This is a genomic window from Alishewanella maricola (assembly GCF_016343785.1).
GTDB lineage: Bacteria > Pseudomonadota > Gammaproteobacteria > Enterobacterales > Alteromonadaceae > Alishewanella > Alishewanella maricola.
Genome location: NZ_JAEINI020000002.1, coordinates 41236 through 53437 on the forward strand (window position 1 = coordinate 41236; position 12202 = coordinate 53437).

General features: G+C 46.2%; 11 protein-coding genes. 1 reads left to right on the forward strand and 10 read right to left on the reverse strand.

Annotated features, from left to right (window positions below):
* Positions 1–3: 3 nt before the first annotated feature.
* The 4 genes from earP to JAO78_RS03665 are packed head-to-tail and all read right to left on the reverse strand — an operon-like array spanning position 4 to position 2680.
* Positions 4–1161, reverse strand: a complete 1158-nt coding sequence (gene earP / locus JAO78_RS03650) for an elongation factor P maturation arginine rhamnosyltransferase EarP (RefSeq protein ID WP_226749997.1) — start codon at positions 1159–1161, stop codon at positions 4–6.
* 15 nt (positions 1162–1176) lie between these two features.
* On the reverse strand, positions 1177–1530 hold the full coding sequence (locus JAO78_RS03655; RefSeq protein ID WP_226749998.1) for a hypothetical protein: 354 nt from the start codon (positions 1528–1530) through the stop codon (positions 1177–1179).
* Positions 1524–2057, reverse strand: a complete 534-nt coding sequence (locus JAO78_RS03660; RefSeq protein WP_226749999.1) for a hypothetical protein — start codon at positions 2055–2057, stop codon at positions 1524–1526. Before JAO78_RS03660 ends, JAO78_RS03655 begins: the two co-directional genes overlap by 7 nt.
* Positions 2058–2059: 2 nt before the next feature.
* Positions 2060–2680 (reverse strand): LysE family translocator, encoded by a 621-nt coding sequence (locus tag JAO78_RS03665; RefSeq protein WP_226750000.1) that lies wholly within the window; start codon positions 2678–2680, stop codon positions 2060–2062.
* A 126-nt stretch (positions 2681–2806) separates the two neighbouring features.
* Between JAO78_RS03665 and JAO78_RS03670 the strand changes: the two genes are divergently transcribed.
* Positions 2807–3001: a DUF3185 family protein gene (locus tag JAO78_RS03670; RefSeq protein ID WP_226750001.1), complete on the forward strand. Its 195-nt coding sequence runs from the start codon at positions 2807–2809 to the stop codon at positions 2999–3001.
* Between the two features lie 63 nt (positions 3002–3064).
* Here the strand turns inward: JAO78_RS03670 and glnS are convergent, their stop codons facing one another.
* From glnS to JAO78_RS03700, 6 genes are all read right to left on the reverse strand, one after another.
* A complete protein-coding gene (glnS, locus tag JAO78_RS03675) occupies positions 3065–4729 on the reverse strand; it encodes a glutamine--tRNA ligase (protein WP_226750002.1) in 1665 nt (554 codons plus the stop codon).
* A 116-nt stretch (positions 4730–4845) separates the two neighbouring features.
* Complete coding sequence (nadR, locus tag JAO78_RS03680) at positions 4846–5883, reverse strand: multifunctional transcriptional regulator/nicotinamide-nucleotide adenylyltransferase/ribosylnicotinamide kinase NadR (protein ID WP_226750003.1); 1038 nt, start codon at positions 5881–5883, stop codon at positions 4846–4848.
* The gene (gene pnuC, locus JAO78_RS03685; protein WP_226750004.1) at positions 5880–6680 is read right to left on the reverse strand and encodes a nicotinamide riboside transporter PnuC; all 801 of its coding nucleotides are present in this window, start codon (positions 6678–6680) and stop codon (positions 5880–5882) included. Before pnuC ends, nadR begins: the two co-directional genes overlap by 4 nt.
* Positions 6681–6710: 30 nt before the next feature.
* On the reverse strand, positions 6711–8336 hold the full coding sequence (locus JAO78_RS03690) for a tryptophan halogenase family protein (protein WP_226750005.1): 1626 nt from the start codon (positions 8334–8336) through the stop codon (positions 6711–6713).
* 14 nt (positions 8337–8350) lie between these two features.
* Positions 8351–9142, reverse strand: coding sequence for a hypothetical protein (locus JAO78_RS03695; protein WP_226750006.1), 792 nt, complete (start codon positions 9140–9142; stop codon positions 8351–8353).
* Positions 9143–9218: 76 nt separating this feature from the next.
* The gene (locus JAO78_RS03700) at positions 9219–12167 is read right to left on the reverse strand and encodes a TonB-dependent receptor domain-containing protein (RefSeq protein ID WP_226750007.1); all 2949 of its coding nucleotides are present in this window, start codon (positions 12165–12167) and stop codon (positions 9219–9221) included.
* Between the last annotated feature and the right edge of the window lie 35 nt (positions 12168–12202).

Sequence of the window (12202 nt, forward strand, 5' to 3'; positions counted from 1 at the left end):
GCGCTACATTATAATTTTTTTTTCAGCAAAACGCACGAGGTTGCTAGCAAGATCTCCAAAGCTTTCTAATTTGTTACGCCATAATTGATTTAGCTGCGCAATTTGTGAGCTAACCAAGGCGAAATCTTGCCAACTGTGTTGCACATCTTGCTCGGTATTCCACTGTAAATGCAATTTTTGTACAACACTTGCCAGCTCAGCGGGAAACGCCGCTGTATAACGCGCTAAAAAAGCGGATAACTTATCAATATGCGCTTGCTCTGCTTGCCGATAGATTTGCCAAATAAAAGGCTTAGCCGCCCACTGCGCTCGGATCACAGAGTCTTCACCGCGTACAAAATTAATATCGCAGGCACTGAGTAAATAATCGTATTGCGGCTGCGGTAAAAACGCCAATAAATGCACTGTCAACGATCCCGCTTGCCAGGGCTCCTCAAGGCTTAAACCTGGCAGTAATTGTTTGGCTTGGTCGGCCAAAGCCCCTAACGGAATAACACATAACACCGAGCGGTCATACTGTTGCCATAAGGCCAATAAACTGCCCAGTGCTTGCTGGGTGTAAGCAAACAACGACACTTTTAAGGTGTTTTCATCTGTTAAGCTGATGCCTAATTGTTGCCAAAAGTGTTGCTGGGCCAACGCATCTTGTTGAAAGGCACTTAATTGTGCAATTCTACCCTTCTCACACAGTAAGCCGCCGGTTTTTGCACTAAAACCGGGGAAAAAGAAATATTTAATTAAGGGTAACTGTGGCTGTGGTGAGGCCATAGTATGGCACGCTTCAATCCAGCTCTCAGCAGATAAGTATTCTAAGTTCAGCCACAGCGGTTTCACAGCCTGCTGCGCCATTTGCTGCTGATAAGCAAAAGGAATAGTACAGGCTAACGCCTCAACCACCACGGTGCCAGGAGTTATACTCTGCCAAGGCGTTTGCGCTTGCCAATGACAAATCAGCACACCTGCCTGCTGTTGCTCTGTCAGATTGGGATCGATTGCAGGGCAAAGCCGCTGAAAACTAACTAAATCATCGACCCACAAGCGTACAGCCAGCCCATGCTCGGCGACCAACTGCCGACTTAAACGCCAACAAATGCCAATATCACCAAAGTTATCGACCACGGCACAAAAAATATCCCAACCTTGCTGCTGCGCTAACCTCATGACCCAACTTCTCCATTAAAAAACATAATGCCGCAGCAGTAAACTGAGCATACGCAGCAATAATAACAGCCAGCTAAATAAGATCAGGCTCAGTAAGAACGCCAGTAAATATTGGCCGCTGCGATAAAATAACCGCCGAAAAAAGCCGGCAGGTTGTAACGGCGCTTTGCTGAACAAGGCACTGATTAACCAGCAACAAAGGCAAGACAACAACGCGACCGACAGCCCTAACAAAGCATGCGGATTCAAAGTATTAGGAGCAAAAATTAAGCTGCCAATTATCAGCAAAGCGATACCGCATGCCAAAGCTAGATACCAGGTTTGCCAAGGAGACAACCAGCTGGCTAAGCGCCGATATAGGCTTAGCACTTTGCCACCTCAGCACTTAGTAGCGCGCGGGGGTACAACGGCAAAATACCCGATTGCCCTAATAAATCCCCGACTACCCAAATCTGTTGAAAGGGATGCTGCTGCGGTAACTGTAACTTGTGGCAATGCGCCAACATATCTGCGCGACGCCAAAGCGGATTCGCATTACGGATCACCAGCCAAACTCGCTCGCTGTCGTAATGCTTTTCTGCTTTATTAGCAATAATCCGATTCAGTGCTGCTAACAAACGCTGTGCTGCCGGTACGCGCAGCAACGCCATTAATTCTTGATGGGTTTGTTGGCTCAGTGCTCGCCCTAAAATATGCATGGCTTCTGCTTCACTGCCATATAAGTGGGCAATTTCTAAATCGAGTTTTTGATCGTCATAATAACAAGACACATCGGGGCGCGCTGGCTCGTTATGCCAAATATGCCGCATTTTAACGGCAAAACGTTGCTCATACAGCCGCATAAAAATGCGAGCGGCTTCATGCTCTAGCGCAATTTTTTCTTGAGCGCCATTCATCGTTAAACCGGACTAAAATAGAACTGCCATAACTCCAGAAGCACCGGCAGCACAGACAATAATAAAATAACGCCCATAGCGGCATTAAATAGCCGCTGCGCGAAGGTGTTATTTAACAGCTTTTTTAACACCACACCAAACAACAACCACACGCCGACACAAGGAAAGGCCATCAGTAAAAAGGCCAATGTAATGCTGCTTACTTCTAACCAATAAACCCCGCCCACGCTGGTAAAAGCCGCCATCGCGCCAGAAGCCATCACCCAGGCCTTGCCGTTAATCCACTGAAACAGCACCGCCTGCCAAAAACTCATGGGTTTGCTTTTACCCGTGGCAATACTTTGTGGATGGGCACTGGCAATTTTCCAAGCCAGGTATACCAGGTAAACCGTACCCAGCACTTTAATCAGTTGATGCAGATGAGGAAAGCGTTCAAACACCACCGCAAAGCCTAAACCGACCAACAACACCATGAACGGGAACCCCAGGCAAATGCCCAGCCAATGCGGTAAGCTGGCTTTAATGCCATAGTTAACACCTGACGACATCATCATCACGTTATTCGGCCCGGGCGTAATCGTGGTTGAAAAGGCGAAAAATAATACGGCCCAAAAGATTTCCATGCTGTACTCCTGCTGCGAATTGTCGTCGACCCTAAGCCAACAATGTCATACCGATAGTTATATGCTACATTTACTTCCAAGTTGTTTGTTAACAGCTTAGGCACTTTCATCATACAGGAGAAGTAAATGAATAAGATTATTGGATTAGCTTTGTTAGTTGCCGGCGCCATTTTATTATATTTTGGCTATACCGAGTATCACTCTACTGCCTCTCAAGTCACTGAAGTGGTGACTGGCAACCCAACCGATAATGCCATTTGGTTCCTCGTTGGCGGTGCCATCGCGGCGATTGTTGGCTTAGGGATGCTGTTTAAAAAATAACAGCCGCAAAGCGGCCGTTATTGGGTTAAACACTAAGGCAGCCGTTTTCTGCTGCCTTAGAGCTTACTCTTCTTCTTTACCCCAGCTATCACGTAACCCTACTGTACGATTAAATACCAGTTTAGCTGCGCTAGAATCTTGGTTATCTGCACAATAATAGCCTTCACGCTCAAACTGATAAGCTTGTTCGGCCACGGCTGTCGCTAACGATGGCTCGACAAAACCATGCTTAATCACTAAGGATTGTGGATTAACAGTACTGATGAAATCTTCTTCGGCTGCAGGGTTAGCCACACTGAATAAACGATCATAAACTCGGAACTCTGCGGCTAACGCTTGCGTTTGCTCTACCCAGTGGATCACACCACGCACTTTACGACCATCAGCCGGGTTTTCACCTAGTGTCTCAGGTAAGTAACTGCAGTTTAACGCAATAATATTACCGGCATCGTCTTTGACCACTTCGTCTGCGTGAATCACATAGGCATTACGTAACCGTACATCACCACCCGAAACTAAACGTTTATATTTTTTATTGGCTTCTTCACGAAAATCAGCACGATCAATATAAAGTTCACGGCCAAACGGCACTTGGCGCTCACCCATTTCATTTTTGGGATGATTAGGCGCGGATAACCACTCAATTTTATCTGCTGGATAATTCGTGATAGTGACCTTGATCGGATCAAGAACGGCCATCGCCCGCGGTGCTGACGTGTCTAAATCTTCACGAATACAGGCTTCTAACGCGCTCATTTCAATAACGTTATCTTGCTTCGTCACACCGATACGCTTAGCAAACTCACGAATGGCGGCAGCGGTAAAGCCTCGACGACGTAAACCGGCGATCGTCGGCATACGTGGGTCATCCCAGCCTTGTACCACTTGCTCTGCCACTAAGGTTTGTAATTTACGCTTACTCATCACCGCATATTCAAGGTTTAAACGCGAAAACTCAATTTGCTGTGGATGACATGCAATACTGATGTTATCTAAGATCCAGTCGTACAAACGGCGGTTGTCTTGAAACTCCAGCGTACATAACGAGTGCGTAATACCCTCTAACGCATCAGAAATACAATGGGTAAAGTCATACATTGGGTAAATGCACCACTTGTCACCCGTTTGATGGTGATGCGCAAATTTTACCCGGTAGATAACCGGATCGCGCAAACAGATAAAAGAGGAGCTCATGTCGATTTTTGCACGTAATGAGCACTCACCTTCTTTAAAACCACCAGCTCGCATTTTTTCAAATAAGGCTAAGTTTTCTACTGGGCTGGTATCACGATATGGGCTAGGTTTACCCGGCTGGGTTAAATTGCCACGGTATTCGCGCATTTGCTCGCCATTTAAGAAACAGACATAGGCTAAACCTTTGTTGATTAACTCCACCGCATAGCCATACAGCTGTTCGAAGTAATCTGATGAGTAACGCACATCGCCAGACCACTCAAAACCTAACCAGCTAACGTCACGTTTAATCGACTCAACAAACTCGACGTTTTCTTTTTCAGGGTTAGTATCATCAAAACGCAGATTACACTGGCCCTGATAATCTTGCGCAATACCAAAATTCAAACAAATCGACTTAGCATGACCAATATGCAGGTAACCATTAGGCTCAGGCGGGAAACGAGTTTGAACGCCACTGTGCTTACCATTGGCCAGATCGGCATCAATAATTTGCCGTATAAAATTCGTTGGGCGCGAAATGACGTCCGACATAATACTTGGTGTCCTTTTATTCTACGTGAACCGAAAAATGATGTGGCATTATAACAGCCGAACCGGCGCTGACTACTGCTGGTCAGCACTGTTTGCAAAGATTTTAATCAGCAAGGCTATTTTTGCAATAATGCATCAACCGCACTGATGCAACTCTCTAACCGTTCGTAATAATCAGCCGAGCTAACACGTAAAATGCGATCTGCGGGAAAACCATACTGCTGATATAAGTCGAGTAACTGCTGAAAGCTTTGTTGGCGTATTTGCGGCGAACCCAATTCGCGCATGCCATCCGCTACCCAGGGCACGGTTGGCTCCAGTGCGATGATTAAGTCATATTTTAAAGGATCAATAAAACTCTCGATACGATTGGCGACATTGCCTAAAAACACCTGACTGAAAAAAGCGGTAACCACCGCATCAGTATCGAAAAAACAGACCTTGTTGGCACTACGTAAGGCATGCCAATCTTGCTCGTATTGCAAATGGGTAATACGATTGAAATCTTCTAAATTAAATAAATCGCCATTGCCGCCGACCACGTCTTCTTGATAATCACGCCCCAGCTCTTCTGACCAAGAAGTACAATATACTTTGGCGAGCTTACGAGTTAAGGTGGTTTTACCGCAAGATTCAGGCCCGGTGATCAGCACTTTACGTGCAAAAAACGGCCGAGCAGCACCGGCAATATAATCCCAGTGCAAATAAGGTCGGTTGCGAATTTCAGTGCCACTGATCGGCCATTGGGTGCGCTGCGGATCTAATACCCGATAATCGATGTTAGGAAAATGCTGCTGATGACCGGCACGATAATCTTCTTCGCCACCAAATATCACTGCAAACGGCTCTGGCACGGTGTGTTGTAACAACCCGGCATATTCTCCCCAACCTTGCGGAAACGCAGGGATCGCATCTTCGTTTTGCAGCAATACCCGGATCCCCAAACCTTGCAGCTCTTGCGATAACCAACGTTGACGAAGTACACCGTCAATATAAGGAATACCGGCAACCCGACATAACTCACCATCTTCATGGCTTCGCTCACTGATCACCACATACAGTTTGTCACACAATGCATGAGCGCGCAGTATCGCGGTTAAGTGGCCGCGATGAGGCGGTAAAAACTTCCCTGGAAAAACGCCTACTTTACTCAATGCTCTGATGCTCCTTTGTGCCAGCTAATCATGCCGTAAATCGAATTCATTAAAAATGCGCTCCACATTAATAAAGTGGGTACCGCATAGGCTGTTGCACTTGGATCCGTCAGCAACACCAGACTCCAAGCAAACAACGTTAACACATTGGTCAGGATCCAAAATGGCCACTGCGCCGCATACATGCGGATCATCAATAATTGCGCAGCAATTTGTAATACCACCGTCGCGCTATCCAGCAGTGGGCCGCTAAACGTCAGCCCGGTTAATTCGCGTAAGCTGGCATACACCTGTGAATTGCGCTGTAAGGCTTCACTAATAAAACCGTCAAGCTCGGCTAATACCGCGGTGAGTGTCGCAATCCCCAGCACAACTAAAGCCAACACCCAAAACCAATGCCGCCCTAACCGCCGCATCTTGATGATCTGACTTTCAGCGCAAAGATGTTGACGCCAGCTAAAATAAATAAAAAATTGCGCAGGTAAAAAGTAAAACCAATTAATTAGCCAATCACCATAATAGCCCGAGGTCCAAGCGAGCAAACCGTAGCTACTGGCACTGATCAGCCCCCAAATCCAGTTCGACATCAAGCCTTTGGCGACCATCACCACGCACAGGACACCACTGATGGCACTCAGCGGGCTGATAAACCAATTTAGGGTTATTGACCCATAGCTCTGCCAATCCGTGCTTTGCCAACTAAACCAGATTGTACTGCTCAAAATAATACATAAAAACCACTGCAACCAGCGCCGCTCTAGGCGGTTTAAACGCTGTAAATCTGCCCATAGCAACATCTGTTTGCTCCGTGACACGCTAATGTCAGATTAGACCCAACCCGCAGGTTTGGACGCAGTCGCATAGGTTGGCATGCCAACGGCTTGCTGTAACCAATGCGCATGTGGCGGCAATTTGTGTCGTGCCATTTGTAAGCGCTGTAATATCGCTCGGTGAATTTGCGTTGCCGGTAAATTCGGCCCGTAACGTTCTGCACAATGCGCTCGCAGGTAATCCATACCATATAAAATGCATTGATAACTTTCGTGATTCCACAACCCGCCGGTATCAACCGCCGCACGCATATCACTGAAACCATCATGACTGCCCTGTGCATCCATCCCCGGGAACCACTGATCCTGAAAATCATGGGCACTAGGCGGTTTAACTTTCCAAAATGCTAACTTGGCTTTTAAACGCTCGGTAATTCGCTCCGGTTTTTGTACTTCTCGCCAAAAAGCGGTGTCGGTGCGCTGTGTCATGCAATAGTGCATATTGATAAAATCGAGAATTTCATAAAAGCGATTAGATAAAATACGATTATAACGACTGGCCAGCAGCGGCATATCTTCAGCGGCAAACGGAAAATGCTCCGCTAAGGTGACGGCGCCTAAATCGCTGAGATATAAACCGGTTGATTCCAGCGGTTCAATAAAGCCTCCCGATAAGCCAATGGCCACACAGTTACCTTGCCAGTTTTGTTTACGACGGCCGACTTTAAAATTAACCACCCGATGCGGCAAATCTTCACACCCCACCCCTTGATAAGCACGCATTTCACGCTCAGCCTCTTCAATACTAATAAAAGCACTGCTATGAACATAACCGACTGACCGTTGGTTTTGCATGGGGATATCCCAGATCCAACCATTGGATAATGCGGTGGCCGTAGTATAGGGTCGCACCATACCCGGATAGAACCGATCGTAAGGAATATGCATGGTAATGGCGCGATCGCAGAGCAACCACTGGGAACAATCTTCAAAACCCACACCGAGTTGTTTTTCGATTAATTTGGCACTAAAACCGGTGCAATCGACAAACAAATCGGCCGCCAGCGATGTCCCTTGATCGGTGACGATAGCGCCAATGCGCTGCTCAGCCTTCATTTGCACGTCTTGCAGATTGGCCAGAGTATGTTTAACCCCCCGGGCCACGGAAAAATCACGCAAATAATCGGCAAACTTTTGCGCATTCATATGATAAGCATAATTAAGCGGTGGGCCCATATCCCATTGCCCAAGCATTTTGGGCGCTAAACCCATCTCACAAATAATCGGTTGTGCTGAGCAGGTTTCCATAAAGGGAATACTGCGATCACTGCGCAGCCATTCTTCGGCTAAATGGTCTAAGGGTTGCGTACGCATACTGCTAAAAGGATGGTGATAGAACGTATTATCGTTGTGTACCCAGTTGGCGTACTTAATTGACTGCTTAAACGTGGCATCTGTCGCCCGCATAAATTCCATTTCATCAACGCCAATTACCGCTAACAGATGACGCATAGAAGGGATCGTTGCTTCACCCACTGAAATGCGTGGAATATCAGGAGACTCCAATAAATGAATATCCACGCGAGGTTCACGGCCTGCTTTATTTAATGCGCCATTAAGGTAAGCTGCTGTCATCCAACCGGCTGAACCGCCGCCAACAATTAATACTTGCGGTCGCTGCATCACCGACTCTCCTGTTAGTAATAACCTAAAATATGCCGCAAACCTGGCGCAGCATATTCGACTAAACGTTTTTGCATATCGGGTAATTCGTCTGGGATCTCGGCACTGATCCCAGCCAGATTCTCTCTGTAGGTGCCGCTCTGCTGGCGATCTGAACCCAGTTCAATACGGCGGCGCCAATCTTCGGGTAAGCAACCGTTAACTAATACTGGCTGCAATAACTCAGTAAAATACTGCTCGGCGGCGGGCGTATCGAGTTTTTTTAAATGGGTAATCACATCTTCATAACGCACTAATTTGATGCCGGTGCCTAGCCAGGCAACAGCGTTATGGCTATAAATTTCTTGTAAGGTTGGCGCTTTTTGATAAATACCGAAAATCATCATATTGAGCATTTCATTGATTTTAATGCGGCCACCTTTTAAATGGTCCATCTGGCCTTGAAAGGTGTCAGATAAAAAGAAGCGTGCACGCGCTAATACCCAGTCATAAGGGTCACGCACAATAATATATTGCACCGCTTTTTGCGTGGCTAAGGCCGATTCATCCGAAAACAGTAAGTGCCCCCAACTTAACATCGGCTTGGCCGGATTAAACGCTGGCAGACACTGGCGCAAGTTAGGAATTTGCACAAAAGCGTCATGATATTGTTGTGCAACAGGAACAAACATCCGGAAAATATTACGCAACAAATGTGTACCGCACTTAGGCACTGAGTTTAAAAACACCGGTTGTGTCAAAGCTGGCTGGTTAAATTGTGGATTAAGATCGTTCAAAGTATCAGGCTTGGCAAACACGCGAGGCATGAGGCTGGTTTCCAACAACAAGACTAAACAAAAGGAAAATGCCGACCTAAGTCGGCATTTTTACTCACACTTATAATTAGAAATTATAAGACATATTTAAGAACACCCGACGACCTAACCAGTCATATTGACTGTAGAACGCTGAGGTGCCTAAACGAGTGACAGAGCTACCGGCACTGACTTTTGGCGGCTCTTTATCAAAAGCATTAGCCACACCCAAGGTTACATCTAAACCTGCATCAGCAAAGTCTTTAGTAACAGAGAAAGTGTGATAAACCACCGCATCTGCTGCCGCAACTAACTTAACCGCTTCGCCACGGTAAGTGGGGCTACTGCTGACAAACTGCTCGTTTGATACCGCACCAGTATAACGTGCGATCCAGTTTACACTCCAATCTTGGTATTCCAAGCCAACAAACAGGTTACCTACGTCTTCTGGACTACCAAATTGCCCGGTACGGTCGATTGGATCACTATCAGCAAACAATTGACTTGCCGCTTCGATCTGACGCGTATGCTGATAAGTGGCAGATAAACGACCAAACTTAGTATCAGTAGCATAATTTAAGGTAATATCGACACCGCGGTTAACTTGGTTAGCAATGTTTAAATAACCACCACGCACATTGGTAATGCGCAAATCAACAGGATCACGATCAAACTGCGTACAAAGTGGTTCAGTGCTAAAGTTATCAGAAATATAACAGTTACCTAAGATCTGACCCGCAGTCAAATTAGTGACTTCGCCAAAAATTTCAATGTTGAAGTAATCAATTGACGCGCTGATATCATGATTTTCGAAATCAGGAGTCCAGACAAAACCTAAGGTTTCAGAGATCGAGGTTTCGGCTTCTAACTGACCAGCACCACCGCCTGTGGTTACCGTTGCTGAAATAGCACCACCTGCGAAGTCACGTGGAATACCATCAGTAGCACAGTTGGTAGCAACGCGCGGATCGATAGTACCATTGTCAACACCCTGCCCCCAGTTAATACATGGATCGATATTACGCTGGCCAACAAAGCTTGTTTGGTTATTTAAATATAATTCAAATAACGCTGGTGAACGGAACGAGGTACCCCGAGAAGCACGCACCCGCACACCATCAACGATAGTCCAGTTGATACCCGCTTTATAGGTATTATCACCACCATAAGAAGACACATCGGTGTAACGGCCTGAGATGGTTAAATCTAACGCTTGAATACCCGGTAGATCTCGCACTAATGGCACTTGGAACTCAGTAAATACTGCACGGCTGATATGTGAACCGGCAGTAATACCCGCGGCAGTTTGGCCCCAGGTATTTTCACGTAAGGTCTCTTCGCCAGGGACGTCATTGATCGAGTCTTTTTGGAACTGGAAACCGACCGCAGTACCGATAAAGCCGGCAGGTAATTCAAATAAATCACCCGAAATAAAACCTTCCACTGATTGTTGTTTATAAACAGTATTACCCGTTTGCTCACCAAACAAGAAATCACGGATTTCTGGTGAAATATTACCGGCTAAAAACTGTGGATCTAACCAAGGTACATCGACACAAGGCACGCCACGGATCGGTGTTGTTTCACCAACACAAGAGCCTGAAGAAAAGTTATAGGGAGAGATAGCATCTTCATAAATAAGCTTAGACTTATAATCACCGCTGCTGTAGCTATTTTGATAAGCCACATCATAATACCAGTTACCAATATCACCATTGATACCGGCAACAAAACGGCGGTAATCCACAGTGATCTTATCACCTGAGTGATCGGTAATCGGGGTTGGGCTTAACCACTGCGCACCCGTCCAACCGGCACTTAATGGATCACCAGCAAAGAAATCTTCGTTATATTTGTAGCTCCAGAACTGACGATAGCCGTTGGTGGTGGTTTGACGGCGATTTAATAACACTTCACCGTATAAACTGGTGGTGTCATTTAATTCATAATCACCTTGTGCATACACGGTCATTAATTCGTTTTTCGGGATCAGAGTTTCTAAATCTTGAAACGGGTGGTCAGCGTTGGTGACAGAATCTGATAAACGATCATAAGCTACCGGGAACCAACCTGGTGGTGTCACCATAAAATCCGGATTGTTGGGATCAGTTGCAAACCCAGGAATGAAGTTACCTAAGTTTCCATCATAATCATATTGCGCCTTTGCACCCCCTGGGACGTTGCCGCCATCACCTTGGTAATCGTAAAGCCAAACATGACCCCACAGTAAATCATTACAATGGTAACTGCCGGTACGCGGATCAACAGGGTCAACTCGCTCATTGGTCGTTGGATCAAACAAATACCGCTCAGCACAGTTAAAGAAACTGCGTTGACCTTGAGCCAACTCTTGCTGCACTTTGTAATCACCGACAACACGGAATGAACCGCGGCCAAAGGTTTTACCATAAGTACCGTTTAATTGATAACTTTCACCGCCTTCTTCCAAAGGCTGCGAGGTATTAAAGTTAATGGTACCTTCATCACCCTTCTTCGTAATAATGTTGATCACACCGGCCACGGCGTCAGAACCATATAACGAAGAAGCGCCATCTTTTAAGATTTCAATACGATCAATTGCTGATAAAGGCAAAATGTTCGGATCGAAAGAAGCGACTTGGCCACGTGTACCCGCTGGGCCAGCACGACGACCATTTAATAAAACTAACGTACGGTTTGCACCTAAACCACGTAATGAAATGCTTTCTGAACCGACACCACCTTCAGTAACAAACGCCGTAGAAGCCGCAGCAGTAATTTGGTTTGAACCTGCAGCAACTGTGGAATTACGTAATAACTCACCTAAGTTGCTAATACCTTGGCTGGCAGCAACACTGGCATTAATTACTTCAATTGGCGCAGCTTGATCTAAACCGTCGGTACGAATACGTGAACCGATAATTTGAATACGTTCGGCTTTTTCATCTGCTGTGGGCGCGTCAGCTTCTGCGTCTTGGGCGTGAACTTGAAAAAGTGAACCGGCCAGTACACAGCTTATGGCTATGGAAAGCGGCTTAATTTTAGAATCTGATGGCATTATTCTCATAGGAAGTTCCCTGATTATTATTAGTA

Bases quoted from the DNA above. Each gene is read 5' to 3' on its own strand.
- earP (WP_226749997.1), bottom strand. From the start codon at position 1,161: ATGAGGTTAGCGCAGCAGCAAGGTTGGGATATTTTTTGTGCCGTGGTC.
- JAO78_RS03660 (WP_226749999.1), bottom strand. From the start codon at position 2,057: ATGAATGGCGCTCAAGAAAAAATTGCGCTAGAGCATGAAGCCGCTCGC.
- JAO78_RS03665 (WP_226750000.1), bottom strand. From the start codon at position 2,680: ATGGAAATCTTTTGGGCCGTATTATTTTTCGCCTTTTCAACCACGATT.
- JAO78_RS03670 (WP_226750001.1), top strand. From the start codon at position 2,807: ATGAATAAGATTATTGGATTAGCTTTGTTAGTTGCCGGCGCCATTTTA.
- glnS (WP_226750002.1), bottom strand. From the start codon at position 4,729: ATGTCGGACGTCATTTCGCGCCCAACGAATTTTATACGGCAAATTATT.
- pnuC (WP_226750004.1), bottom strand. From the start codon at position 6,680: ATGTTGCTATGGGCAGATTTACAGCGTTTAAACCGCCTAGAGCGGCGC.
- JAO78_RS03690 (WP_226750005.1), bottom strand. From the start codon at position 8,336: ATGCAGCGACCGCAAGTATTAATTGTTGGCGGCGGTTCAGCCGGTTGG.
- JAO78_RS03695 (WP_226750006.1), bottom strand. From the start codon at position 9,142: ATGCCTCGCGTGTTTGCCAAGCCTGATACTTTGAACGATCTTAATCCA.
- JAO78_RS03700 (WP_226750007.1), bottom strand. From the start codon at position 12,167: ATGCCATCAGATTCTAAAATTAAGCCGCTTTCCATAGCCATAAGCTGT.